This is a genomic window from Mesorhizobium sp. IMUNJ 23033 (genome assembly GCF_044778005.1).
GTDB classification, from domain to species: domain Bacteria; phylum Pseudomonadota; class Alphaproteobacteria; order Rhizobiales; family Rhizobiaceae; genus Mesorhizobium; species Mesorhizobium amorphae_A.
Window position 1 is genome coordinate 200,987 of the sequence record NZ_JBJACT010000002.1, and the last position, 22,961, is coordinate 223,947.

Here is a 22,961-nt window from a genome sequence, read left to right on the forward strand (position 1 = left end):
GAAGCCGACCTACCTGGCTTCCCGCACCGCAGACCTCAACCGGCCAAGGCGGACTTTGTTCGCCTCGAGGAACTCTCTCAGCGTTTGCGGCTTCCTGCCCGAAAGCGTCTCGATCGCATCGGTCACCATGGCGATGCGGCCCGAGCGCGTGTTGGCGTCGAAGGAGACGATGACGCGCGCGAATTCCTCGGGGACGCCGGCCGCTTTCACGCCCTCGGTCAAGGCCTCGTCGGGCAGCTGGATGACATCCAGCGGCTTGCCGGTGACTTCGCTGACCAAAGCGGCGATCTCGGCCGTCGTATGCGCCTGCGGGCCGGTCAGCGTGTAGGTCTTGCTTTCGCTCGAGCCGGAAGCGAGGCCGGCGGCTATTGCCGCCGCCATGTCGTCGCGCGCAGCGTGGGCAATGCGGCCGTCGCCCGCGGACGTGTACCACTGTCCCGAGGCGATGGCGTGCGGCAGCGCCATGAACAGGTTCTCCTGGTACCAGCCGTTGCGGAAAATCGTATAGGGGATGCCGCTGGCCTTGATCGCCTGCTCGGTGCCGTAGTGGTCCCCGGCAAACAACACCGGCGATACCGGTTCAGGGTTGGGCATCGAGGTGTAGAGCAGGTGCGAAACGCCGGCCTTCTTGGCCGCGGCGACGGCAGTCTCGTGCTGCTTCAGGCGTTTGCCGGTTTTGAGATCGAGATCGCCGGTCGAAATGATCAGGACCCTGTCGGCGCCCTTGAATGCGCTTTCCAGCGAGGCTGCGTCGCTGAAGTCGGCGGCTCTGACAACGACGCCACGCGCCGCCAAATCGGCCAGGCCCTCCGGATTGCGCGTCGTGGCGATGATCTGCCCAGGGGCAACTTTGTGCGTGTCCAGAAGATAGTGGATGACGCCGCGGCCAAGCTGGCCGGAAGCGCCGGTGACGAGAAGGGTTTCGGTCATCGGGAGATCCTGATTTTGCGCCGAAGCGACGGGTGCTGCGACAGTCTCAAAAAGAGACCAGCACTAAAATAGGAATTGACCTGTTGCCGTAAAGAAGGCAGTTTTTCGGGAGGTAGGCACACGCAGGGAACCAGCGATGGACGGCAAGATCGTCAATCTGAAATCGAAGCTCGAGATCTACAAAGCCATGACGGCGGGCGCCAATTTCGCCGATTGCCCGGTTCGCGACGTCATGCGGGGCATCAACGGCAAATGGAGCCCATTGCTGGTCATGGCGCTGGCGGAAAAGCCCTATCGCTTCGGTGAGCTGCGCCGGCTGGTTCCTGACATCTCGCAGCGCATGCTCACGCAGACGCTGCTTGAACTGCAGCGCGATGGCTATGTGCATCGCGAGGTATTCCCGACCAAGCCGCCGAGCGTCGAATACAGCCTGACCGACCTCGGACGGTCGATGTTCCATCCCTTGTATCAACTGGTCCAATGGGCCGAGCTCAATCATGAGGCCGTGCGCGACGCGCGCGCTACCTTCGACGCTGCTTAGCCCAGAACTCGGCTCTCGAAGCGTCAAAGCGCCGAGTTGATTTGGCGATGCCCCTGAGGGATTGTGCCCGCCGGTGGGGCTTGGGCGGGCAATGCAAAAATCTCTCGACATCGCGATTGCCGGCGCCGGGCCTGCGGGGCTGGCCACGGCGCTCTATTTGAAACGCGCCGGGCACCGCGTCACCATCTTCGAGCGCTTCGACGAGCCGAAGCCCGTCGGATCGGGGCTGATCCTGCAGCCGACCGGGCTGACCGTGCTTGCCGACCTTGGTCTGCTAGACGACATCCTGGCGCTGGGCAGCCGCATCGATCGCCTGCACGGGGCGGATGCCAGGAGCGGACGCACGGTGCTCGCCGTTCGCTACGATGCGCAGCGCGGCCGCCGGTTCGGGCTGGCGGTGCATCGTGCGGCGCTGTTCGGCGTGCTGTTCCGCGCCGCCCTGCGCGAGGCGATCGCCATCGAAACCAGTGTCGAGATCGAGGCGCTGGAGAGCGGCGAACGTGTGATGCTCGCCAGCGCCAACGGAAGAAGGATCGGACCCTTCGATCTGGTCGTCGACGCCAGCGGTTCGCGCTCGAAGCTGCGCCAGTGCCTGAGCGACCCAGGCGAGGTGCGCTCGCTGGCCTATGGCGCGTTCTGGGCCTCGCTCGGCTGGCGTGGCGAGGGCTTTGACGAAAACGCGCTGCTGCAGCGCTACGACAGGGCCAGCATCATGGTCGGCGTGCTACCGATCGGCCGGCCGGAGCCCGGCGCGGAAGGGATGGCGGCATTTTTCTGGAGCCTGAGGTCGGCGGACGCAGAAAGCGTACGGTCTGCGGGGCTCGAGGCCTGGAAGGCGAGGGTGGTCTCGCTGTGGCCGCAATGCGAGGCCTTCACCAGCCAGATCGACAGTTTCGACCAGCTTTCGCTGGCGCGCTATGGCCATCATACGATGAGGCTGCCGGCCGGCCGCCGGCTGGCGATCATCGGCGACGCCGCGCATTCGACCAGCCCACAGCTTGGGCAAGGGGCGAACATGGCGCTGCTCGACGCGGCTGCGCTCTGCCACGCGCTGGCAAGGACGAACGGTGTCGACGAGGCACTGAAAGCCTATGTGAGGGCGCGGCGCTGGCACGTGCGGATATTTCAGGCGCTGTCGCTGGCGTTCACGCCGTTCTACCAGTCAGATTCCGCGGCGCTGCCATTCATCCGCGACAGGCTGGTGGCGACGATCGCAAAGATCCCGCCGGCGCCGCAATTGCTCGCTTCGATGGTGGCAGGAACGGTGATCGATCCGTTCAGGCCGATCGGGCTACAGGAAGCGAAGTGGCCTGATCGCTCCTCAGGATGAGTTCCGAAAGATGCGAGCCCTTCGCCTGCAGGAAGGCATGCAGCCGCTGCGGATAGTCTGAGGCAACCGCGTCCCGTACCGAATGGCGTTCGCTCAATGCCTTGCGCCACACCCGGACAAGCGGCTTTCCGCTGAGAATGTCGAAATCGCCGATCCGGTCGAAGACATCGAAGTAGCGGAAGATCGGCCCGTAGACGGTATCGACGAGGGAAAGGCGCTCGCCGGCGAACCACGGTCCCAGGGAGGTGCGATCGGCCAGTTCTGTCTCGATCCGATCGAACATCGCCGCTAGGCCTTCGCTCTCGGCCCGGGAGGCGGCCTCGCTGGCAGCGGAATAGAACCGGCCGATGGCGTTGAGGATGGCCGAGCCGAACTCGATCCAGGCGCGGTGTCGGGCGCGGGCATAGGGGTCGGCAGGGTGGAGCGGATTGGCCTCGGTCTCTTCCAGGAATTCGAGGATGACGGCCGATTCGAAAATCACCGTCTCCTGGCCGTTCTGCCGGACGCGCAGCAGCGGCACCTTGCCGAGCGGCGATATCGCCTCGAACCAGGCAGGTTTGTTGGCGAGGTCGATGGTGATGCGTTCGAACGGCACGCCCTTTTCGGCAAGGGAAATCGCCGCGCGCTGCACATAGGGGCAGAGATGATGGCTGACCAGGATGAGCTTGTCGGTCGTCCTATCGATCAGGCCGCCCGTATCCGGGATGTCGGTGATTTTGCAGATTTCGCGTTTCATTGGCTGCTTCCCAAGTTAATGCAGATGCATCTATATAGATGCGGAAGCATCTATCGTCAAGCTTGATGCAATTGCATCTATCGCCTATGCTGCTCGGATGAACAAGAAAGCCGCCCCTTCGCCCGAGGCCATCAAGGCTTGGGCGCGCCTGATGCGTGTTTCGCGCCAGCTCGTCGAGAAGGCTGAGGATGCGCTGAAGGAGGGCGGCCTGCCACCGCTGGCCTGGTACGACGTGCTGCACGAGCTTGCCGAAGCGGGCGAGGGCGGGTTGCGGCCGTTCCAGCTGATCGAGCGGACCCTGTTTGCGCAATACAACATCTCGCGGCTGCTGGCGCGGCTCGAAACCGACGGGCTGGTCGAGAAACTGCCGGTCTCAGATGACGGCCGCGGCCAGACCATCCGCATCACCGGCAAGGGACGCGAAACGCGTCGCCTTATATGGGCCGTCTATGGCAGGTCTATCGCGGATCTGGTTGGCGCCAGGCTTTCCGCTGATGAACTCGAAACATTGGCGGGACTGCTTGGGCGGCTGCGTCAACCGCCGGAGTGACTTGTCGCCGGAAAACTGGCCTGCGAGATCCTGCGATTTCAGACCGGGTGGCTGCCCCAGAAAAAGGCCAGCGTCGCCAGCGCGCCAAGTGCCGCGCGAACCAGATGCAGATTGCCCCATTTGAGGATCAATGCCCTGGCTTGCGGATTGACGCCGGCCGCATCCATCGCTTCCAGCGCTCTGTTTGTCGGCATCATCACGATCAACGTCCATGGCCACGGCAAGATGATCAGCACCGCCCCGACCAGATAGGCGAGACTGCTGGTCTGCCACCAGGCAAGGACACCGAGAACAAAGGCGACAACCGCGATCGAGGCCTGCATGGCGGCGCCGCGCTTGTAGGAGGGCTGCCATTCCTGCAACAGCGGCCGATCTTCCAGTCGAAGTCGGGCCGGCTGCTCGGCGACGCTTACATAGATGGCGGCACCCGTGAAAGCGGCGGCAACGACCAGTGCAAGCAATCCGATGAACATCGTGCATTCCGGGATTTGGACCTTTTGGGACAAATAGCGCTTGCACCGGGCCGGGCAATGCGCCATAGAAGTGCCGAACCGTAACGTACGGTACGCTGCTTGGGCGGCTGGCGATTGTTGGGCAGGAAGACGTGTTGCAGGCAAGCGCCGATATCGACACCAGTGAAGCGCTGACGGAGCGGCAGAAGGCCGTGCTGGATGCAGCACTTCGCCTGCTGGTCGAGGAGGGCGATAATCTGACCATGACGGCGGTGGCGCGCCGCGCAAGCTGCTCCAAGGAAACGCTCTACAAATGGTTCGGCGACCGCGACGGGCTGCTGACGGCAACGGTGCAATGGCAAGCCTCGAAGGTGCGCGTGGCGGCGGTCGACGGCAAGGGGCTCGGCCTCGCCTCGCTGACCGCGAGCCTGGAGCGCTTCGCTTCCGACTGGCTCAACGTGATCTCAAGCGACACCTCGATCGCGCTCAACCGGGTGGCGGTCAGCCATGCCGGATCGGGCAAGGACAATCTTGGCGCCGTCGTGCTGGAAAATGGCCGCTTCGCTTTGGCCCGGCGCCTGAAGCCGGTGCTGGAAGCAGGTCGTCAGGCCGGGCTTCTCGACTTTTCGGATGCCGAAACGGCGTTCCGGAGCTTTTTCGGGCTGGTCGCCCGCGACGTGCAGATCCGTCTGCTGCTCGGCGACCGGCTGGAATTGACTGAGGCGACAATCGGCGGCGATGCCGCCCGGGCGACGCAACAGTTTCTCGCTCTTTTCGGAGCAAAAACCGGGCCACAAGGCCTCTGATACCAAACGGGAAGGAAGACGAAAATGCGTGTCTATTACGATCGCGATGCCGATCTCAACCTGATCAAAGGCAAGAAGGTCGCCATCATCGGCTATGGCAGCCAGGGCAGGGCACATGCGCTCAATCTCAAGGATTCCGGTGCCAAGGACATCGCCATCGGCCTCAAGGCTGGCTCGGCGACCGCCAAGAAGGTCGAGGCCGACGGTCTCAAGGTGATGAGCGTGGCGGAAGCCGCCAAATGGGCCGACCTGATGATGATGGCGACGCCCGACGAATTGCAGGCCGACATCTACAGATCAGAGATCGCGCCGAACATCCGCGACGGCGCCGCAATCGCCTTCGCGCACGGCCTCAACGTGCATTTCGGCCTGATCGAGCCGAAGGCGTCGGTCGACGTCGTCATGATCGCGCCGAAGGGCCCGGGCCACACGGTGCGCGGCGAATACCAGAAGGGCGGCGGCGTGCCGTGCCTGGTCGCCGTCAACCAGGACGCTTCGGGCAACGCGCTCGATCTGGCGCTGTCCTACGCCTGTGGCGTTGGTGGCGGCCGTTCGGGCATCATCGAGACCAACTTCCGCGAGGAATGCGAGACCGATCTGTTCGGCGAGCAGGTGGTGCTGTGCGGCGGCCTGGTCGAACTGATCCGCGCCGGCTTCGAGACGCTGGTGGAAGCCGGCTACGCGCCGGAAATGGCCTATTTCGAGTGCCTGCACGAGGTCAAGCTGATCGTCGACCTGATCTATGAGGGCGGCATCGCCAACATGAACTACTCGATCTCGAACACCGCCGAATGGGGCGAATATGTTTCGGGTCCGCGCATCATCACCGCCGACACCAAGGCCGAGATGAAGCGCGTGCTGAAGGACATCCAGACCGGAAAATTCACCTCGGAATGGATGCAGGAATACCGAGCCGGCCTGTCGCGCTTCAAAGGCATCCGCCGCAACAACGACAACCACCAGATCGAGGAAGTCGGTGCCAAGCTGCGTGCGATGATGCCGTGGATTTCCAAGAACAAGCTGGTCGACAAGGCCAAGAACTAATTCGCTACTTATGGTTGCTGCGAAAGCCGGCGGAGCAATCCGCCGGCTTTTTCTTTCCGCTCAAGCGGTGGAGAGCTGGTTCGCCGAAGGCCGACGTTCAGCCGTAGTGCCAATGCGGCTTCGGCTCGGTGCCGGTGAACTCGACGCCGATGCGGTCCTCGCGGCGCCAGCGGACCACGGCCTTGTAGCCGATTCCGTCGGTCGGCACATAAAGCAGGAACTCGTCCGGCACGCGCGCGCCGACCGGGACTTTGAGTTCGGCGCCGCCCGCATGCATGTTGCGCAGCGTGCATTTGACTTCGGAGTTGGTGAGCCCGGTCAGGATCGACGCGCCCTTGAGCACGCGCTGCCGGTGCCTGTCTCTGTTTTCGTCCTCGGCCATCGTGCGGGATTCCAGGGGTGCGATCGTCGCTCGGGAAGCGCTCGATCAGACCAGTCGATAAACCGGCCTGATAAACAGAGCGTTAGCGTCGATCGGCTTTGTCGGAACCGGTCGCCGAACGCAAAGCGGCGCCGCATCGTGCGACGCCGCCTGGCATTCCTGTATCTGCCGCTCAGCTATAGGGCGACCAGCACTGCTGGCGGGGACCATGGTAAGGCTGGAACGTATTGTCCCACGCCCGGTAAGAGCGGTAGCGATCGTAGCACCACTGGACATGGGCACTGGACGACCGGTATATGCGGCGGGGGTAAACGTAGCGCGGATAGGGATCGTAGTAATTGCCGTAGGCTAGGCTGCCCAGACCCAGGCCGAGGCCCAGTCCCAGAAGCGCGTCACCGCCATGGTAATGACGGCGGTGATGGTAACGTCTCCAGCGCCAGTTGTCGCCATTGTCCCAGTTGCGGGAAAAACGACGCTCGCGGAAATTGCCGCCACGGTTGCGCCAACGCCAATCCTGATAGACCTGCCGGTCGTTGCCGCCAGCCCATTCGTCGCGCACGGGTGTGATTCCGGACGCTGCGGAACTGGCCGGGGTCGAAAGATCGGGTTGCAGGATCGGGCCGGCGAGAGACGGAGCCGTCAGGCCCGCCACAAGACCCAAGGTCATCAGACCGGATCTGACAGAAGACAAAAAGAGCGGTTTCATGGCACTCTCCGAAGAACAAGGCCCCACGCCCAGATTACCCGGCAAGAAGCCTATTGATGGAACTTTCCGTCTGAACGGAGGATGAACGGAAAGGTTCCGTCAACCATGGCGATCAACCATGGCGGGCAGAGATCCGGCTCTTGTCTTCGTGCCCGCTTGCGGGCAAAGGTCACGGCCATGTCGCTGCGCCTCGCTACCTTCAATGTCGAGAACCTGATGAACAGGTTCGATTTCTCCGGCTATCGCAACCAGCTCAACGAGGATCGCACGCTGGCGCTCTTCGATATCAAGAGCGAGGCCGAATACAGGATGCTCGAGCAGGCCCGCGCCATCGCCCAGTCCGACGACACGCGCCAGCTGACGGCGCTGGCGATCGCCGCCACCCGCGCCGATATCATCTGCATGCAGGAGGTCGACAATATCGAGGCGCTGAAGGCCTTCGAATACGGCTATCTGTTCAAGATGGTGGGGGAGGGCTACCGGCAGAAATACACCACGGCCGGCAATGATTCACGCGGCATTGACGTCGCCGTCATGATGCGCAGCGAGACGGCGCAGGGCCAGCCGATCGAATTCGTGCGCATGACCAGCCACGCCTATGTCACTTACGAGCAGTTCGGGCTGCACACGCCGGAACTGGCGGCACTCGGAAACGACGCCAATGAGCGCATCTTCCGCCGCGACTGCCTGGAGATCGACCTGACGGTGGGCGGCGTGCCGCTGACGCTCTATCTCGTGCATTTCAAGTCGATGGGCTCGCCCCGCAACGGGCTGGATGGACGCGAGGCGACGATGCCGATCCGCATCGCGGAGGCGCAAGCGGTGCGCCGCATCATCGAGGAGCGTTTCGGCAAGGAGCATGCCGCCGACAAGCGCTGGGCGATCTGCGGCGACATGAACGATTACCGGCAGCGGGTGAAGATCGAGGGCGACAGTTTCGATGGCTACCGCTTCCAGGTGATCGACGAGAGCCAGTCCTGCATCAACGTTTTGACCGCCGGCGGCTTTTGCGAAAACGTCGTCGAGCGGCGACCGGAAATGGATCGCTGGAGTTTCTACCACACGCGCGGGCCGCAGGAGCGGCATCTGTGCCAGCTCGACTACATCCTGTTGTCGAAGGGACTGGCGGCCAAGAACGCGACGGCCGTTCCCGACATCATCCGCAGCGGCCAGCCCTGGCGCACCATCTTTCCGGCGGGCCAGGAGGTCGATCGCTTCCCGCGCGCCGGCTGGGACCGGCCGAAGGCGTCCGACCACTGCCCGGTGGCGATCACGCTGGACATGGCCTGAACGTGAGCTTCGACCTGCCGCGCAACGTCATCCTGCCGGTCGACGCCGTCGACGTCCGGCTCGATCCCGGCCCGCATCCCTTTGCGCGCGACAACGAACGGGCGATCGCCGAGAACTGGCAGCGCGAGATAGAGGCCAATCCCGCGCTTTTCGATGGCACAGTGGTGCTGCTCTCCGCACTTGCCTATCGCGACCGACGCCTGGTTGGCCGCTGCCATGCGGTCAACTACTCCACGTTCATGCTCTGGCGTAAGCGGCGCGAGAATTCGGGTGCCGAGCATGCCTATGCCCATGCCATGCTGGTCGCCGCCGACAATGCGCTGGTGGCGATCCGCATGGGTCCGCACACGGTCAATGCCGGCCGCGTCTATTTCGCCGCCGGCTCGTTCGAACCCATCGATTTCCGCGACGGCCTCGTCGATGTCGATTTCAACATGATGCGCGAAGTGGGCGAGGAGACCGGGATCGATCTGTCGGGTGCGCAACGCGGCCAGCGTTATTACGCGCTATCGACACCAAGCGGCACGGTGATCTTCCGCCGTTACCGCGAGACTGCATCCGCTGACGAACTGGCGCGGCGCATCAGCGCCTTCGTTGCGGCCGAAGCGGAGCCGGAGATCGAAGGCCCGGTGATCATCCGCCATGCTTCCGACCTGCCGGAAGGACTGATGGGGTACATGAAGCCGCTCATCGAGTGGCACTTCGCGGGCAGCGGCCAAAACCCGAGCGGCGCCCCGTCGTTTCGTTGACCGCCTGAACGGAAGCCGGATTACGGAAAGAGCGGCGGTAGGGCGTCGTGTCTCGTGCTTTCCCCAATGCGAGGTTCGCCCACAGGGACAGCAGCCGGTTTCGGACGGTTCGGAAGGGTGGGGCCGTCGTCCTTGTAGTAGTAGCTGTAGCCATTGATGGCCGGCGCGCCACCGAGATGCGCGTAGAGAATTCTTGAACCCTCGGGGAAAAAGCCTTTCCTGGTCAGGTCGATCAGGCCCTGCATCGACTTTCCCTCGTACACCGGATCAGTGATCATGGCCTCCGTGCGGGCCGCCAGCCGGATCGCGTCGTTCGTAGCGTCCGACGGAACGCCATAGGCGGGATAGGCATAGTCGGGGTTGATGACGATTTCGTCGTCGCGGACGGCGCGGCCCAGACCGACGAGTGTAGCGGTGTCGTCGACGATGCGGCGGACCTGGGCGCGGGTCTGGTCGAGCGTCCCGGAGGCGTCGATGCCGATCACCCGGTCGGCGCGGTTTTGCGCGGCGAAGCCGACGATCATGCCGGCCTGCGTCGACCCGGTCACAACGCAAACGATGACATAGTCGAAAGTGAAGCCAAGTTCGGCTTCCTGGCTGGCCACCTCCTCGGCGAAGCCGACATAGCCCAGCCCGCCGAACTTGTGCACGGAGGCGCCGGCCGGGATCGGATAGGGCTTGCCGCCGGCGTCCTTCACCGACTGGATCGCGTCATCCCAGCTCTTGCGGATGCCGATGTCGAAGCCGTCGTCGACGAGCCGGCTGTCCGCGCCCATCAGGCGCGTCAGCAGAATGTTTCCGACCCGGTCGTAGACCGCATCGTAGTGGGGCACCCATTTTTCCTGGATCACCACGCACTTCATGCCGATTTTGGCTGCTGTCGCGGCGACCATCCGCGTGTGGTTCGACTGAACGCCGCCAATCGACACCAGCGTGTCGGCGCCGGATGCGATCGCGTCAGGCACGATGTATTCGAGCTTTCGCAGCTTGTTCCCGCCCATGGCGAGCCCGGAATTGCAATCATCACGCTTTGCGTAAACCTGTACTTTCCCGCCTAACGCCGCGCTCAGCCGCGGCAGAAGCTCGATAGGCGTCGGGCCGAAGGTCAGCGGATAACGTTCAAACTTTGCGAGAAGTGACATCGACATCAGACTCCGCCGTGGTCATTTTCTATGGGTTGATTATAGGCGGACTCCTGCGAAAGGTGCTCTCGAACTTGCTCATGAAATTTACACACATCCCACACAATTGCAGTATGATTGGCCTGATCGTCCACTTGAGCGCCCAGAAATGGAAGAATCTTCCACTGAAACTCTCGACCGCATCGACGTCAGGATTCTGCGTGCCCTTCAGGCCGAGGGACGGCTGACCAATGCCGATCTGGCGGCCCGCGTGAATGTCAGCGCCGCCACCTGCCATCGGCGCACGCAACGCCTGTTTGAAGAGGGCTACATCACCGGGGTCAGGGCGGAGATCGCGCCAGCTGCGGTAGGGCTTGGCGCGCTGGTGATGGTCGGCGTCGTGCTCGACCGCTCGACACCTGAAAGCTTCGCTGCTTTCGAAGAGGCCGTGCACAAGCTCAAGGAAGTCCTGGATTGCAATCTCGTGGCCGGCGACTTCGACTATCTGTTGAAGATAAGAGTTCGCGATATGGCGGATTTCAACAAGCTCCACGGGCAGAAGCTGATCGCGCTACCAGGCGTTCGGCAGACCCGGACTTTCTTTGTCATGAAGGAGGTCAAAGAAAACGCGCGACTGCCGTTTTGACGGGCCGCTGGCCCTGTTTCCATGTTTGGCTGACGGTCAGCCTTGCCCCTTGCCATGCGCCGCCTTGCGGTCGTTGCGGGCGGCGACGAAGAACAGGATGACGCCGAGACCGAGCAGCGCACCCATTGCCGTTCCCATGGTCTGGCCGACCACCTGCTGGAACTCGGCAGTGACGCGATCGGGATTTTCCATGCCATAGCGGGCGAGGTACCACCAGAGGCCCGCGAGGGCCGCCTCGATGATCACCAGCACCAGGATCAGCCGCGCCTTCTTGCTCATGTGCATTCCTCCACCCAAGGGTGAATTGCACTACCATCGCAAACCGAGCGGCGACAGTGGTGCGCGGGGCGGAAACGTCAAAGCCTGTGCATAGTCGGATCGGGGCGGCGGACAGGTTTCCGGCGCGGCTGCTCTATTCGTGCCGCAGCGCGTCGATCGGGTCGAGCCTTGCACCACGTAGCGCCGGGAAGAAGCCGAACACCATGCCGATCAGCGCCGAAAAGCCGACGGCGAGCAGGATGACCGCCGGGCTTGGCGCAAAGGGGATGGTCAGCGCCACCGAGGCGATGGCGGCCAGCGCCAGGCCGATGAGGATGCCGATAATGCCGCCGAGCAGCGACAGCACCGTCGCCTCGACCAGGAACTGTATGAGGATGTGCTTCTCATGCGCGCCGATGGCGAGCCTGATGCCGATCTCGCGGGTGCGCTCGGTGACAGAGACCAGCATGATGTTCATGATGCCGATGCCGCCGACCAGCAGGCTGACGCCGGCGACGGCACCCAGCATGCCGGTCATCGTCGTGGTGGCGCTCGCCATGGCGTCGGCGATCTGGGTCATGTCGCGGATCGAGAAATCGTCATCGCGGTCCGGTGTGATGCGGCGCGTGTCGCGCAAGATGTCCTCGACACGCGGCTGCAATTCGGTGGTCGGCGTCCGATCGTCGGCAGCGATGTAGATCGAATCGATATCGCGGTTGCCGGCGATGCGGCGCTGATAGGCGGCAAGCGGCATCAGCACGACATTGTCCTGGTCCTGGCCGAAGCCGGTATAGCCCTTCGGCTCGAGCAGGCCGATGATCTTGCAGGACGCTCGGTTGACGCGGATGATCTCGCCCTCGGGATTGCCGGCGCCGAAGAATTGCTGGCGCACCGTCTCGCCGACCAAGCAGACGCCGGTGCCGGAGCGGGTTTCGGAATCGCTGAACGGACGGCCGGAAACCAGCTTCCAGTCGCGGGCATCGAGATAGGCACTGTCGGTGCCGGTGACGCCCGAGGTCAGGCTCTCGGTGCCGAAGATGACACGCACCTGTTTTTGCGAGGCCGGCGAGATGGCGCGGGCGCCGCTGAGATGGGCGACCAGCGCGGCAAGGTCCTTTTCGGCAAGCGGACGCACCACCTGGTCGAGCCCGCCCGGTCCGCCGGGCCCGGCCGGGCGGCCGGAGCGGACGACAAGCAGATTGCTGCCGAGCTTGGAGATGTCGGCCTTGACCTTCTCGGTGGTGCCGGAGCCGATGGTCAGCATGGCGATGACCGCGGCGACGCCGATGACGATGCCGAGCAAGGTCAGGAACGAGCGCAGCACGTTGCGGCGGATGGAGATCAGCGAGAGGCGGACGGTTTCCCAGATCATCGGTCAGGCCACTTCCAGCTTCGCGGAGTCCGACGCGACGTGGCCGTCGAGGAAGCGAATGGTGCGCTCGGCATAGGCGGCGACGTCGGCTTCGTGCGTGACCATGGCGATGGTCAGGCCAAGCTCGGCGTTCAGCCGCGTCAGCAATTCCATGATCTCATGCGTGCGGGCGGTGTCGAGATTGCCGGTCGGCTCGTCGGCGACGAGCAGCGTCGGCCGCGTGACGATGGCGCGCGCGATCGCCACGCGCTGCTGCTGGCCGCCGGAGAGTTCGGCCGGCGTATGATGCTCGCGGCCGACAAGGCCGACCTCCGCCAGCGCCTGCATGGCAAGCGCACGGCGCTCGCTTCTGGCGACGCCACGATAGATCAGCGGCAGCTCGACATTTTCGGCCGCCGTGGTGCGCGGCAAAAGATTGTAGCCCTGGAAGACGAAGCCGACATAGAGGTTGCGCAGCAGGGCGCGGCGATTGCGGTCGAGCCGTCCGGCGTCGATGCCTTCGAAACTGTAGGTGCCCGCCGTCGGCGTGTCGAGGCAGCCGATGATGTTCATCGCCGTCGATTTGCCTGAACCGGACGGGCCCATGATGGCGACGAACTCGCCCTTGCGGATGGCCAGATCGACGCCGGCCAGCGCATGCACCCGGGCCTCGCCCTGGCCATAGGTTTTCCAGACCTTGTCGAAGCTGATGAGGACGGGGCCCGGCACGGGGTCAGCTCCGCAGCTGCGAGCCGGTGATGACCTCAGCGCCTTCATCCAGGCCCGAAATGATCTCGGTCAACTCCCCGTCGGTGGAGCCGATCTTGACGTTGACGGCACGCGGCCGGCCGTTTTCCAGAACGTAGAGCGTGCGCGAGCCGTCGGTCGGGGTCGTCGTTGCCTGGCGCTGGCGGTTGCCGCCGGGGCGACCCATGCGGCCGGTGAACAGGTCGCTCAGGCTCCAGCTACGGGCGGCGGCTTGCGCCGGCCGGTAGCGGAAGGCGGTGGACGGCACGGTAAGCACGCCCTTGGCCTGTTTGGTGACGACCGAAACGGTGGCGGTCATGCCCGGCCTGAGCAGAAGCTCGTTGTTGTCGACCTCGAGGCGCGCGTCATAGGTGACGACGCCATCGGTGGTGACGGAAGCGTAGGAAATGTCGCGGATCTCGGCGTCGAAGGGCCGCTCCGGGAAAGCGTCGACGGTGAAGCGCGCATGCTGGCCGGTCTTGACCGCGCCGATGTCGGCCTCGTCGACAGCCGCCTTCAACTCCATGTTTCTAAGATCGGCCGCGATGATGAACAGCACCGGCGCTTGCAGCGAGGAGGCGACGGTCTGGCCGGGATCGACCGAGCGCGTCAGAACGATGCCGTCTATGGGGGCATAGATGGTGCTCTTGGCCAGATCCGTCTGCTGCGCCTTGAGGTCGGCATTGGCGATGGCAAGATTGGCTTCGGCGCTGTCGAGCGCTGCCTTGGAGCGGTCACGCGTCGCTGTGGCCGCCTCGAGCGACTGGTCCGTCGCCATGCCGCGCTTGGTCAGCGCTGCCGCGCGGGTGAGTGCGCTTTCGTTTTCCTTCAACGTTACCGTCGCGTCCTCGAGGCTCGCCGCCGCTGCCTTGGCGGACGCCTGGGCGCGCTCGATCTGCACCTCCAGCTTGGCGGTGTCGAGCGCCGCCAGCACGTCTCCCTTCTTCACTTGCTGGTTCTCGTTGACCGAGACCGAACGGACGACGCCGGACAATTCGCTGGAAATATCGACCTGGGTGAGGGGCTGTAGCGTGCCGGTGGCCGAGACCGCGACGGTGAGGTCGGCAATGGCGGCCGGCACGGTCGTATAGTCGATCTTGGCGGGCGCCGCGGCATACCATTGGTAGCCGCCGACGCCGGCGGCAACAGCGATCAGTGCCAGCAGCGCGTAGAGCCAGCCACGGCGGCGTTTCTTCCTCAGACCGCCCCGATCAAGCCCAAGCGCCGTTTCGATGGCGGAGTCCGATTCCGCCTTTGGCGGATTGACAAGCTGGTCCAAGCCGGACCCCTATAATGCGCAATGTCCCTATCTGTGCACAGATCAGGCTTTGTGGTTCAAATTTCAAATTAAATTTCGCCCATGTTTGGATTGAGGCAAGAATGCAAACCCGGAACTACTTGCTTTACGACGTGTTTACGACCGAGCGGCTGGCCGGCAACCCGCTGGCTGTCGTGCTGGATGGCAAAGGACTGGACACGGCCGCGATGCAGGCCATCGCGCGCGAATTCAACCTGTCGGAGACGGTCTTCGTGCTGCCGGCCGACAATCCGAAGCATCGTGCCCGCATTCGCATCTTCACGCCTGACTACGAAATGCCGTTCGCCGGCCATCCGACCGTCGGCTCGGCGATCGCGCTTGCCGAACGGGCCGGCGATGGCGAGGCCGCCGGCATCTTCGTGCTGGAGGAGAATATCGGTCCGGTGCGCTGCGCCGTCAGCAAACACGATGGCGCCACCTTCGCCGAGTTCGACCTGGCGAAGCTGCCGGAGCGGCTGGAACTGTCCGCTGACCCGGAGGCGATCGGCGCGGCACTTGGCCTCGGGCCGCACGAGCTTGGCTTCGAGAATCACCGTGTCTCGTTCTGGTCGGCGGGCGTGCCTTACGTGACCATCCCCGTTGCCAGCCTTGAAGCGGCGGCGCGGATCAGACTGGACAACCAGGCCTGGTCGGAGCTAGCGCCGCGCAAGAGCAACTGGGCGTTCGCCAGCCCCTATGTCTACTGCCGCGAGACGGTGAACCACGAAAGCGCTTTCCATGTCCGCATGATCGTGCCCGGCAGCCCTTCTTATGAAGACCCCGCGACCGGTTCCGCGGCGGCCGCCTTTGCCGGCGCCATCATGCATTTCGACGGTCCGACGGACGGCATTTCGCAGCTATGGATCGAGCAGGGGCTGGAAATGGGGCGGCCGTCGCGCATCCGGCTCGAACTCAATGTCGAAGGCGGAAAACTGGCGTCCGCCCGCATTGGCGGCCATGCCATCAGGGTGGCGGAAGGCAAGCTTTTCGTTTGATCGCAAGCGGCCTGGTCGATTTGTCGGGAAATGATTCCGGCAGGGCTGGACATCCCCGAGATCGGCGGCTATATGCCCGCCGACGCCGGTTTTCCGGCCGAGTGGGTGCGTAGCTCAGTTGGTAGAGCAGCTGACTCTTAATCAGCGGGTCCACAGTTCAATCCTGTGCGCACCCACCAAATTTTTCAAAAACTTGGTGGAAAAGACCCTGGAACGATGGGACGTGAGGCGGCTCGCGTCAACGTGAACGTTCTTGTTCAAAAGCAGCGTTTCCCGGGTTCAAAAACGCGGCCGAATCGAAAAGCGATATTGGCGTCCGCAGGCAGCGGTCTCGTCGCAGATGAACGGGGGAGGCGGCCCGTTGGTCGCCGCCTGCTCAAAGCCGCGGTCGTTAACTTTAAGGTTAGGTAGTAAGGTTAATCGCACGTATGAGTTGCATACGGGAAAATTTGCTTTAAAAGTAGTGGCCGCGCTAGCCTTGGCGGGGCTTGGCTGGGTCCGAAAAACTAGCGCGACCTCTACCCGACGATGATCTGCCGTCGGATGTCTCAAATTAGGACAGCGTAGCTAACGAACAGTTAACGCTGTTCTTGGCCCGTGATCCGCTGTCCACCGGACCTGTTCGTCCTGCGAAAGCGTGGTCGCAAGTAGAGCGGCCACGCTCGCTGTCTTCAAATGCACCAGCAGCGTTGAAAATCTGACCGGGTTTACTTTTCCGATACGCCGGCTTCCGCAAAGCTTGCCATGCGGGCGTGGCATTCGAGCGCCGAGCGGACGATGTTGACCGCCAGGCAGGCGCCGGAGCCTTCACCGAGCCGCATGCCGAGGTCGAGCAGCGGCTGCAGGCCGAGCGCCTCCAACAGACGACGGTGGCCGGATTCGGCCGAGACATGGGCGGCGAGCGTGTGGGCGAGGCCGGTCGGGTGCAACCGAGCCAAAGGTGCAGCGGCGGCGCTGCAGACAAAGCCGTCGAGCAGCACCGGCACATTGTTGTGGCGCGCGGCGAGCGTGGCGCCGAAGATGGCGGCAAGTTCGCGGCCGCCCAGCGTGGCGGCGATCGTCAGCGGGTCGGTCAGAGCCTCGGCATGGCGCTTCAGGCCGGCTTCGATTGCCGTGACCTTACGCTTCAGGCCGGCATCGTCGACGCCGGTGCCGCGTCCTGTCCATTTCTCCGCGCCACCACCGAAAAGTGCCGCCGAAATCGCTGCCGCAGGCGTGGTGTTGCCGATGCCCATTTCGCCGAAGCAGACGAGGTCGATATCGTTCGTCACCGCATCGTAGCCGGCCGAGACGGCGGCGAGGAATGCCGTCTCGTCCATCGCCGCGGCTTGCGTGAAGTCGCCAGTCGGATGGTCGAGATCGAGGGGAATGACGTCGAGTTCGGCGCCGGCGATGCGGGCAAGCTGGTTGATGGCGGCGCCGCCGCCGGCGAAGTTCGCCACCATCTGCACGGTGACCTCGGACGGGAAAGCCGACACACCCTGCGCGGTGACGCCGTGGTTGCCGGCGAAGACGAAGACTTTGACACGATCGAGCTTCGGCATGTCGCGGCCCTGCCAGCGGGCGAGCCAGGCGGCGATGGTCTCGAGACGGCCAAGGCTGCCTTGCGGCTTGGTCAGCGTGTCCTGGCGGCGGGCGACGGCTGTCGCCGCCGTGTCGCTGCCGGCACGCAGGTCGAGGCAAGCGGCGCGCAGTTCATCAAGCGATTTGAAGGGCATGGGGGCAAAGTCTCCGGGGAAGAGTCAGGATAGGGAAACGGAAGCGACGAGCAGGATCGTGATCTCGCCCAGCTGCTGCAGGGCGCCGACCGTATCGCCGGTCTGGCCATCGATCTGGTTGAGGCAAAGGGCGCGGAACGCGGCAAACAGCAGGCCAAGCAGGATGACCGCGACAATGGCGCCTCCGGGCCCAAGCAAGAGCAGCGGAACCGCGCCGAGCAGGGCGCCGGCCATGGCGGTTTCGACCGAAACGGTGCCGGCGCCGGCCGAGAGGCCGTCGGACCGCGCCGAGGGCAAGAGATGCATGAAGGCGCCGAGCAAGCAGCGCGAGGCGGCGTGCGCGGCAATGAGGGCAAAGAGCGCCTGTGTGGGGTCGACGAGTTGCGAAAGCGCGCTCCAGCGGATCAGCAGCGACAGAGCCAGCGCCGATGCGCCGTAGGCGCCGATGCGGCTGTCGCGCATGATCTCCAGTTTCAGGCCGCGCGTCTTGCCACCACCAAAGCCGTCGGCGACATCGGACAGCCCGTCCTCATGCAGGCAGCCGGTGGTGAGCATGGTTGCCGCAAGGGCAAGTGCCGCCGCCGGACCCATGGCAAGGCCAAACCGTTCCGCCGTGGCGTAGACGACCGCGCCGATCAGGCCGACGGCAAGGCCGGCGACCGGTGCGGCCCAGATCGCGGCGGCGAGGCTGCGGCCGCGAAAGTCGAAGACGGGCAGCGGCAGTCTTGTGAAGAAGACCAGGCAAAGCGCGATGTCGTCGAGGATTTGCCGGGGCGAAAGGGTCGAGTTCCGGAGCTTCATCCGCTAGCCCCTCGCAATGGCATGGAAGAACGTGCCGCTGACATGGCCACGCCGGTAGCCGGAGGCACCGAGCGGATTGCCTTGCCCGTCGGCGAGGTCGGCGAGCGGCTCGTCATTGCCGGCAGCAAGCATCTGCGCATAGTGGAACTCATGTCCGCGGACCAGCGTGCCCTGGCTGCCCAGCGGACAATCGGCGCGCAGCCGCGCCTCGCGATAGCCGAGGTTCATCTTGCGCTTGGCGAAGCTGGTGGAGTGGCCGAGCAGGCCAAGCATTTTGTGAGTCTCGCCCGCCGCGTCCTCCAGCGCTTCGCCCAGCACCATGAAGCCGCCGCACTCGCCGTGGACGGGCTTCGTTGCAGCGAAGCTCGCCATGCCGGCCCGGAAATTCCGGGCATCGGCAAGGCGGCCGGCATGAAGCTCGGGATAGCCGCCCGGCAACCAGCAGACATCGCAGCTGGCGTCGGGCGCCTCGCCGGCGAGCGGCGAGAAGGGGACGATCTCGGCGCCGGCCTTGCGCCAGTAGGCGGCGACATGCGGATAGAGGAAGGTAAAGGCGGCATCCTCCGCCAGCGCGATGCGCTGGCCGGGCGGTTGCAAGGCATCGCCGAAGCCGCCGGGCGCCGGCTGGAAGGGCGTTGCCAGCGCCATGATGGCGTCGAGATCGAGCGAGCGCTCGGCCATGTCGGCCAAAAGGTCGAGATGCGCCATCAGGTTCTCGTATTCGCCGGCCTGGACGAGGCCGAGATGGCGTTCGGGCAGGTTGAGCGTGGGATCGCGCAAAATGGCGCCGACGACGGGCAGGCCGAGCGCCTCGATGGCGTCGCCGCAGAGGCGGCGGTGGCGTTCGCTGCCGAGACGGTTGAGCACGACGCCGGCCATGCGCACATCGGGATCATAGGTGGCAAAGCCTTTGGCAACCGCTGCGGCAGTCGTCGACTGTCCGGACACGTCGAGCACCAGCAGCACCGGCAAGCCGTAGAGCCGTGCCAGGTCGGCTGCCGAGCCGGAGCGCCCGGCCGGCGCGGGAATGCCGTCGAACAGGCCCATGGCGCTTTCGAGGAAGACGAAATCGGCATCCTCGGTTGCGTTGCCGGCGAGCGCGTTGAGCAAGGCCGGCGACATCGCCCAGCTGTCGAGGTTGACGCCGGACAGCCCTGTGGCGGCGGTGTGGAAGCCGGGGTCGATATAGTCGGGACCGGACTTGGCGCCGCGCACCTTGACGCCGCGCCGGGCAAGCGCGCGCAGGATGCCGATGGTGACGCTGGTCTTGCCGGAGCCCGAGCGCGGCGCGCCGATGATGATGGCGCGGGTCATGGTTCGCCCGCCAGTGCCGCGCGCATGGCGACGATGCCGCCGACGACGATCAGTGCCGGCGCGGTCAAACCGGCTGCGGCCGCCTCTTCAGCGATGGTGGAGAGCGTGGCGACGACGATGCGCTCCTGCGGTGTCGTCGCGGACACGATCACCGCCGCCGGTGTCGACGGTGCCAGGCCGCCATCGAGCAGCGAAGCGGCGATGACGGGGAGATTGGCCATGCCCATATAGACGACCACGGGCTGGCCGGTGCGGGCGATTGCCGCCCAGTCGAGGTCGTCTTCGGTGCCGGCGGCGTGGCCGGTCGCCAGGATCACCGCCTTGTTGATGCCGCGCATGGTGGCGGGGATGCCTGCGGCGGCGAGCGCGCTGAGGCCCGACGTCAGCCCGGTCAGGACGCGGAACGGGATCGCTTCACGCGCAAGCGCCAACGCTTCCTCGCCGCCACGGCCGAAAATATAGGGATCGCCGCCCTTCAGCCTGACGACGCGGCGTCCCTCGCGCGCCAGCCGCACCAGCAAGGCGGTGATGTCGTCCTGTTTCATTGACGGCTGGCCACCGCGCTTGCCGGCATAAAACAGCTCGGCGCCCTCGGCGACAGCAACGACATCGGGCGAGACCAGCGCATCATAGACAAGCGCGTCGCATTGTCCGAGTGCGGCCAGCACCTCCAGCGTCAGGCAGCCGGGATCGCCGGGGCCGGCACCGGCCAGCCAGACGTGTCCGGGCTCCAGCTCACGCGGCTTGAAATTCAGCCGCGCGAGCGCCTGCTCGACCGTTGCGTTTCCGCTCTTATGCTTGGCGCTGCCGCTCACAATCCGTCCCGTCCGCGAAAACGCCGCTGGTAGTGGGCGTCGTAAAGTGAACTTTCGCCGAAATTCTGTGCCGCCAGTGAACTGCCGACAAAAATGATCGCCGTGCGCTCCATCGGATCGGCGGCGAGTAGCGCCTCGATGGTCGCCAGCGTGCCGGTCATGACGCGCTCGTCCGGCCAGGAGGCGCGGAAGACCACTGCCACCGGGCAATCGGTGCCATAGAGCGGTGTCAGCTCGGCGACGACGCGGTCGATCGCATGGATGGCGAGATGGATGGCAAGTGTGGCGCCGGTGCGGCCGAAGCCGGCAAGTGTTTCGCCGGGCGGCATCTTCGACGCGCGGCCGGAGACCCGGGTCAGCACCAGGCTTTGCGCGATTTCGGGAATGGTCAATTCGCGGCGCAGCGCTGCCGCTGCGGCGGCGAAGGAGGGCACGCCCGGCGTCAGCGTGTAAGGGATGCCATGCTTCTCCAGCCGACGGATCTGCTCGGCCACCGCGCTCCATACCGAGAGGTCGCCGGAATGCAGGCGGGCGATATCGTGGCCGGCTTTGTGAGCGGCGACATATTCGGCCTCGATCTCGTCCAGCGACATCGGCGCGGTGTCGATTATCTTTGTCCCGGGCGCGCAGTGCTGCAGCAATTCCGGGGCGACGATCGATCCGGCATGGAGACAGACCGGGCAACTGGCCAGCAGCCTTGCGCCGCGCAAGGTGATGAGGTCGGCAGCTCCGGGGCCGGCGCCGATGAAGTGGACGGTCATGGCGCATCTCCGCTGATGGCGATGGCGCAGGTGACCGCGCCAAGCACGGTGCATGGCCCCAGCAGCTTTGCGCCTTTGCCGGCCGCGGCGAGCGCGGAGGCTTCGGACACCGACGGCGTGCCGGCATGCGCTTCCGACAATTCGGAGCGGCTGAGCGTGCGCGAGGATGCAACCTTGAGGGCATCGTCCTCGACAACGATCACCGGGAGAGCGAGTTCGCGCCCAGCGGAGAAGATTGCCGGTTCGTCCTGCTTGAGAGAGGCGGTCGCCAGGGCGGACAGCGCCGTCATCGCCAGCCCGTGTGCCTCCAGCGCGGTTTCAATCGCTGCAAGCACCTCGCTTGCTTTGACGCCCTTGCGGCTGCCGATGCCTGCAACCATCATGGCTTCACCCAGCTCCATTGGGTGACCGGCATGGCCGGCCGCCATGCCTGCATCGAGCCGACCGGGGAAACCCGGGATATGGCGATGCGGGTCAGATCGCCGCCGTGCCTGGTGTGCTGGGCAAGCAGCAAGGCCTCCATCTCCAGCGTCACGGCATTGGCCACCAGGCGGCCACCGGCGCGTAGCGCCTTAATGGCTGCGCTGAGCACGCCGGTATCGCTGCCACCGCCACCGATGAAGATGGCATCGGGTGTGTCCAGTTTGGCTAGCGCCTTCGGCGCCGAACCTTCCACGACGACAAGACCGGGTACGCCGCAGGCAGCAGCGTTGCGATGAATGCGGGCGGCACGGGTCGAATCGGCCTCGATCGCGATGGCGCGCATCGAGGGGTGGGCCAACATCCATTCGATGCCGATCGAGCCGGAACCGGCGCCGATATCCCACAGCAGTTCGCCGCGCCTCGGTGCCAGCGCAGACAAGGTGATGGCGCGTATCTCGCGCTTGGTGATCTGGCCGTCATGGTCGAACAGATGGTCGCCAAGGCCCGATGTCAGCGGCAGGATTCGGGCATCCGGAGTTGAGTCAACTTCGATCGCCAGCACGTTGAGCGGGCTGATGGTTTGCAGTTCGAAAGTATTCGCGCGCGCCTCGCGGACTTGCTCGTTTCTGCCACCCAGCGCCTCCAGAACGGTCAGCTTCGATTTGCCGAAATCGAGTTCGGTCAGCAGCCGTGCGATGGCGGCCGGCGCCTCGGCGTCGGAGGTCAGGGCGAGGATGCGTGTGCCGGGGTGCAGCAGCGGCCGGATCAGGTCGATCGAGTGGCCATGCAGGGAAATGGTCTCGATATCCGGCAAAGCCCAGCCGAGGCGGGATGCAGCCAGCGAAAGCGACGATGGCGCGGGAATGACATGCATGTCCTGCGTCCTCACCTTGCGGGCGAGGGTGGCGCCAACCCCGTGGAAGAACGGGTCGCCGGAGGCGAGCACGCAGACGCTTTTGCCGGCCAGCGCCAGCACGTCGCGCATGTCCGCGTCGAAGGGCGTTGGCCAAGGCCGAGCTTCGCCCTTGATGAGCGGCGTCACCAGCGCAAGGTGGCGCTTGCCGCCGAAGACGAACTCGGCCCCGGCAATGCGCTGCTTGGCCTCGTCGCCGAGACCCGCTAAACCGTCCTCGCCGATGCCGACGATTGTGAGCCATCTTGAGTTGAGCTTGGCGTCGCGCGGACCCTCAGCAGGCAT

The 22,961-nt window shown here is 64.8% G+C and carries 26 protein-coding genes and 1 tRNA gene; 10 read left to right on the forward strand and 17 right to left on the reverse strand.

Annotation, left to right across the window (positions count from 1 at the left end; genetic code table 11):
* Positions 1-9: 9 nt before the first annotated feature.
* Complete coding sequence (locus ACFX5Q_RS04240) at positions 10-930, reverse strand: SDR family oxidoreductase (RefSeq protein WP_404275626.1); 921 nt, start codon at positions 928-930, stop codon at positions 10-12.
* A gap of 136 nt (positions 931-1,066) precedes the next feature.
* Here ACFX5Q_RS04240 and ACFX5Q_RS04245 point away from each other — a divergent pair, with 136 nt between their 5' ends.
* Positions 1,067-1,471 carry a winged helix-turn-helix transcriptional regulator gene (locus tag ACFX5Q_RS04245; protein WP_404275628.1) on the forward strand — a complete coding sequence of 135 codons (405 nt, stop codon included), beginning with the start codon at positions 1,067-1,069 and terminating at the stop codon, positions 1,469-1,471.
* A 91-nt stretch (positions 1,472-1,562) separates the two neighbouring features.
* Positions 1,563-2,801 carry an FAD-dependent oxidoreductase gene (locus ACFX5Q_RS04250; RefSeq protein WP_404275630.1) on the forward strand — a complete coding sequence of 413 codons (1,239 nt, stop codon included), beginning with the start codon at positions 1,563-1,565 and terminating at the stop codon, positions 2,799-2,801.
* On the opposite strand, the gene ACFX5Q_RS04255 is transcribed toward ACFX5Q_RS04250, so the two are convergent.
* Positions 2,749-3,537, reverse strand: a complete 789-nt coding sequence (locus tag ACFX5Q_RS04255) for a glutathione S-transferase family protein (protein WP_404275632.1) — start codon at positions 3,535-3,537, stop codon at positions 2,749-2,751. The two genes, ACFX5Q_RS04250 and ACFX5Q_RS04255, sit on opposite strands and share 53 nt — an antisense overlap.
* Before the next feature lie 97 nt (positions 3,538-3,634).
* Here ACFX5Q_RS04255 and ACFX5Q_RS04260 point away from each other — a divergent pair, with 97 nt between their 5' ends.
* Positions 3,635-4,087, forward strand: a complete 453-nt coding sequence (locus ACFX5Q_RS04260; protein WP_404275634.1) for a MarR family winged helix-turn-helix transcriptional regulator — start codon at positions 3,635-3,637, stop codon at positions 4,085-4,087.
* 38 nt (positions 4,088-4,125) lie between these two features.
* Here ACFX5Q_RS04260 and ACFX5Q_RS04265 read toward each other — a convergent pair whose 3' ends face one another.
* A complete protein-coding gene (locus ACFX5Q_RS04265) occupies positions 4,126-4,560 on the reverse strand; it encodes a DUF1772 domain-containing protein (protein ID WP_404275636.1) in 435 nt (144 codons plus the stop codon).
* Positions 4,561-4,694: 134 nt separating this feature from the next.
* On the opposite strand from ACFX5Q_RS04265, the gene ACFX5Q_RS04270 reads away from it, so the two are divergent.
* Positions 4,695-5,345 carry a TetR/AcrR family transcriptional regulator gene (locus ACFX5Q_RS04270; RefSeq protein WP_404275638.1) on the forward strand — a complete coding sequence of 217 codons (651 nt, stop codon included), beginning with the start codon at positions 4,695-4,697 and terminating at the stop codon, positions 5,343-5,345.
* Between the two features lie 24 nt (positions 5,346-5,369).
* Positions 5,370-6,389, forward strand: a complete 1,020-nt coding sequence (gene ilvC, locus ACFX5Q_RS04275) for a ketol-acid reductoisomerase (RefSeq protein ID WP_404275640.1) — start codon at positions 5,370-5,372, stop codon at positions 6,387-6,389.
* A 97-nt stretch (positions 6,390-6,486) separates the two neighbouring features.
* Here the strand turns inward: ilvC and ACFX5Q_RS04280 are convergent, their stop codons facing one another.
* Entirely contained in the window at positions 6,487-6,771 is a 285-nt protein-coding gene (locus ACFX5Q_RS04280) for a PilZ domain-containing protein (RefSeq protein WP_404275642.1), read from the reverse strand.
* Between the two features lie 172 nt (positions 6,772-6,943).
* Positions 6,944-7,477, reverse strand: a complete 534-nt coding sequence (locus ACFX5Q_RS04285; RefSeq protein ID WP_404275644.1) for a BA14K family protein — start codon at positions 7,475-7,477, stop codon at positions 6,944-6,946.
* A 177-nt stretch (positions 7,478-7,654) separates the two neighbouring features.
* Here ACFX5Q_RS04285 and ACFX5Q_RS04290 point away from each other — a divergent pair, with 177 nt between their 5' ends.
* Positions 7,655-8,767, forward strand: a complete 1,113-nt coding sequence (locus tag ACFX5Q_RS04290; RefSeq protein ID WP_404275846.1) for an endonuclease/exonuclease/phosphatase family protein — start codon at positions 7,655-7,657, stop codon at positions 8,765-8,767.
* 2 nt (positions 8,768-8,769) lie between these two features.
* Positions 8,770-9,516, forward strand: a complete 747-nt coding sequence (locus ACFX5Q_RS04295; protein ID WP_404275646.1) for a hypothetical protein — start codon at positions 8,770-8,772, stop codon at positions 9,514-9,516.
* Between the two features lie 20 nt (positions 9,517-9,536).
* Here the strand turns inward: ACFX5Q_RS04295 and ACFX5Q_RS04300 are convergent, their stop codons facing one another.
* A complete protein-coding gene (locus ACFX5Q_RS04300; RefSeq protein WP_404275648.1) occupies positions 9,537-10,658 on the reverse strand; it encodes a 1-aminocyclopropane-1-carboxylate deaminase in 1,122 nt (373 codons plus the stop codon).
* 148 nt (positions 10,659-10,806) lie between these two features.
* On the opposite strand from ACFX5Q_RS04300, the gene ACFX5Q_RS04305 reads away from it, so the two are divergent.
* Positions 10,807-11,283 (forward strand): Lrp/AsnC family transcriptional regulator, encoded by a 477-nt coding sequence (locus ACFX5Q_RS04305; RefSeq protein WP_192181050.1) that lies wholly within the window; start codon positions 10,807-10,809, stop codon positions 11,281-11,283.
* 36 nt (positions 11,284-11,319) lie between these two features.
* Here ACFX5Q_RS04305 and ACFX5Q_RS04310 read toward each other — a convergent pair whose 3' ends face one another.
* From ACFX5Q_RS04310 to ACFX5Q_RS04325, 4 genes are all read right to left on the reverse strand, one after another.
* Positions 11,320-11,562: a hypothetical protein gene (locus tag ACFX5Q_RS04310; protein ID WP_404275650.1), complete on the reverse strand. Its 243-nt coding sequence runs from the start codon at positions 11,560-11,562 to the stop codon at positions 11,320-11,322.
* 133 nt (positions 11,563-11,695) lie between these two features.
* Positions 11,696-12,913 carry an ABC transporter permease gene (locus ACFX5Q_RS04315; RefSeq protein ID WP_404275652.1) on the reverse strand — a complete coding sequence of 406 codons (1,218 nt, stop codon included), beginning with the start codon at positions 12,911-12,913 and terminating at the stop codon, positions 11,696-11,698.
* Between the two features lie 3 nt (positions 12,914-12,916).
* Positions 12,917-13,621 carry an ABC transporter ATP-binding protein gene (locus ACFX5Q_RS04320; RefSeq protein ID WP_404275654.1) on the reverse strand — a complete coding sequence of 235 codons (705 nt, stop codon included), beginning with the start codon at positions 13,619-13,621 and terminating at the stop codon, positions 12,917-12,919.
* 4 nt (positions 13,622-13,625) lie between these two features.
* A complete protein-coding gene (locus tag ACFX5Q_RS04325) occupies positions 13,626-14,918 on the reverse strand; it encodes an efflux RND transporter periplasmic adaptor subunit (RefSeq protein ID WP_404275656.1) in 1,293 nt (430 codons plus the stop codon).
* Between the two features lie 101 nt (positions 14,919-15,019).
* Between ACFX5Q_RS04325 and ACFX5Q_RS04330 the strand changes: the two genes are divergently transcribed.
* On the forward strand, positions 15,020-15,931 hold the full coding sequence (locus tag ACFX5Q_RS04330) for a PhzF family phenazine biosynthesis protein (protein WP_404275658.1): 912 nt from the start codon (positions 15,020-15,022) through the stop codon (positions 15,929-15,931).
* A gap of 103 nt (positions 15,932-16,034) precedes the next feature.
* Positions 16,035-16,110 (forward strand) — tRNA-Lys (locus ACFX5Q_RS04335).
* Positions 16,111-16,638: 528 nt separating this feature from the next.
* Here the strand turns inward: ACFX5Q_RS04335 and cobT are convergent.
* From cobT to cbiE, 7 genes are read right to left on the reverse strand one after another with little or no spacing between them, the layout of a single operon-like run.
* The gene (gene cobT, locus ACFX5Q_RS04340; RefSeq protein ID WP_404275660.1) at positions 16,639-17,649 is read right to left on the reverse strand and encodes a nicotinate-nucleotide--dimethylbenzimidazole phosphoribosyltransferase; all 1,011 of its coding nucleotides are present in this window, start codon (positions 17,647-17,649) and stop codon (positions 16,639-16,641) included.
* Between the two features lie 24 nt (positions 17,650-17,673).
* Positions 17,674-18,450: an adenosylcobinamide-GDP ribazoletransferase gene (locus tag ACFX5Q_RS04345; protein WP_404275662.1), complete on the reverse strand. Its 777-nt coding sequence runs from the start codon at positions 18,448-18,450 to the stop codon at positions 17,674-17,676.
* 3 nt (positions 18,451-18,453) lie between these two features.
* Entirely contained in the window at positions 18,454-19,764 is a 1,311-nt protein-coding gene (locus ACFX5Q_RS04350; protein ID WP_404275664.1) for a cobyrinate a,c-diamide synthase, read from the reverse strand.
* The gene (gene cobA / locus ACFX5Q_RS04355; protein ID WP_404275666.1) at positions 19,761-20,579 is read right to left on the reverse strand and encodes a uroporphyrinogen-III C-methyltransferase; all 819 of its coding nucleotides are present in this window, start codon (positions 20,577-20,579) and stop codon (positions 19,761-19,763) included. Before cobA ends, ACFX5Q_RS04350 begins: the two co-directional genes overlap by 4 nt.
* Positions 20,576-21,340 carry a precorrin-4 C(11)-methyltransferase gene (cobM, locus tag ACFX5Q_RS04360; protein ID WP_404275668.1) on the reverse strand — a complete coding sequence of 255 codons (765 nt, stop codon included), beginning with the start codon at positions 21,338-21,340 and terminating at the stop codon, positions 20,576-20,578. Before cobM ends, cobA begins: the two co-directional genes overlap by 4 nt.
* Positions 21,337-21,723, reverse strand: a complete 387-nt coding sequence (locus tag ACFX5Q_RS04365) for a cobalamin biosynthesis protein (RefSeq protein ID WP_404275670.1) — start codon at positions 21,721-21,723, stop codon at positions 21,337-21,339. The genes cobM and ACFX5Q_RS04365 overlap by 4 nt, the downstream gene beginning before the upstream one ends.
* On the reverse strand, positions 21,720-22,961 hold the full coding sequence (gene cbiE, locus ACFX5Q_RS04370; RefSeq protein WP_404275672.1) for a precorrin-6y C5,15-methyltransferase (decarboxylating) subunit CbiE: 1,242 nt from the start codon (positions 22,959-22,961) through the stop codon (positions 21,720-21,722). Before cbiE ends, ACFX5Q_RS04365 begins: the two co-directional genes overlap by 4 nt.

Bases quoted from the DNA above. Each gene is read 5' to 3' on its own strand.
- ACFX5Q_RS04265 (WP_404275636.1), bottom strand. From the start codon at position 4,560: ATGTTCATCGGATTGCTTGCACTGGTCGTTGCCGCCGCTTTCACGGGT.
- ACFX5Q_RS04305 (WP_192181050.1), top strand. From the start codon at position 10,807: ATGGAAGAATCTTCCACTGAAACTCTCGACCGCATCGACGTCAGGATT.
- ACFX5Q_RS04315 (WP_404275652.1), bottom strand. From the start codon at position 12,913: ATGATCTGGGAAACCGTCCGCCTCTCGCTGATCTCCATCCGCCGCAAC.
- ACFX5Q_RS04255 (WP_404275632.1), bottom strand. From the start codon at position 3,537: ATGAAACGCGAAATCTGCAAAATCACCGACATCCCGGATACGGGCGGC.
- ACFX5Q_RS04290 (WP_404275846.1), top strand. From the start codon at position 7,655: ATGTCGCTGCGCCTCGCTACCTTCAATGTCGAGAACCTGATGAACAGG.
- ACFX5Q_RS04365 (WP_404275670.1), bottom strand. From the start codon at position 21,723: ATGATGGTTGCAGGCATCGGCAGCCGCAAGGGCGTCAAAGCAAGCGAG.
- ilvC (WP_404275640.1), top strand. From the start codon at position 5,370: ATGCGTGTCTATTACGATCGCGATGCCGATCTCAACCTGATCAAAGGC.
- cobT (WP_404275660.1), bottom strand. From the start codon at position 17,649: ATGCCCTTCAAATCGCTTGATGAACTGCGCGCCGCTTGCCTCGACCTG.
- ACFX5Q_RS04260 (WP_404275634.1), top strand. From the start codon at position 3,635: ATGAACAAGAAAGCCGCCCCTTCGCCCGAGGCCATCAAGGCTTGGGCG.
- ACFX5Q_RS04300 (WP_404275648.1), bottom strand. From the start codon at position 10,658: ATGTCACTTCTCGCAAAGTTTGAACGTTATCCGCTGACCTTCGGCCCG.
- cobM (WP_404275668.1), bottom strand. From the start codon at position 21,340: ATGACCGTCCACTTCATCGGCGCCGGCCCCGGAGCTGCCGACCTCATC.
- ACFX5Q_RS04240 (WP_404275626.1), bottom strand. From the start codon at position 930: ATGACCGAAACCCTTCTCGTCACCGGCGCTTCCGGCCAGCTTGGCCGC.
- ACFX5Q_RS04310 (WP_404275650.1), bottom strand. From the start codon at position 11,562: ATGAGCAAGAAGGCGCGGCTGATCCTGGTGCTGGTGATCATCGAGGCG.
- ACFX5Q_RS04330 (WP_404275658.1), top strand. From the start codon at position 15,020: ATGCAAACCCGGAACTACTTGCTTTACGACGTGTTTACGACCGAGCGG.
- cbiE (WP_404275672.1), bottom strand. From the start codon at position 22,961: ATGCCTGCTGAGGGTCCGCGCGACGCCAAGCTCAACTCAAGATGGCTC.
- ACFX5Q_RS04245 (WP_404275628.1), top strand. From the start codon at position 1,067: ATGGACGGCAAGATCGTCAATCTGAAATCGAAGCTCGAGATCTACAAA.
- ACFX5Q_RS04345 (WP_404275662.1), bottom strand. From the start codon at position 18,450: ATGAAGCTCCGGAACTCGACCCTTTCGCCCCGGCAAATCCTCGACGAC.
- ACFX5Q_RS04280 (WP_404275642.1), bottom strand. From the start codon at position 6,771: ATGGCCGAGGACGAAAACAGAGACAGGCACCGGCAGCGCGTGCTCAAG.
- ACFX5Q_RS04250 (WP_404275630.1), top strand. From the start codon at position 1,563: ATGCAAAAATCTCTCGACATCGCGATTGCCGGCGCCGGGCCTGCGGGG.
- ACFX5Q_RS04285 (WP_404275644.1), bottom strand. From the start codon at position 7,477: ATGAAACCGCTCTTTTTGTCTTCTGTCAGATCCGGTCTGATGACCTTG.
- ACFX5Q_RS04350 (WP_404275664.1), bottom strand. From the start codon at position 19,764: ATGACCCGCGCCATCATCATCGGCGCGCCGCGCTCGGGCTCCGGCAAG.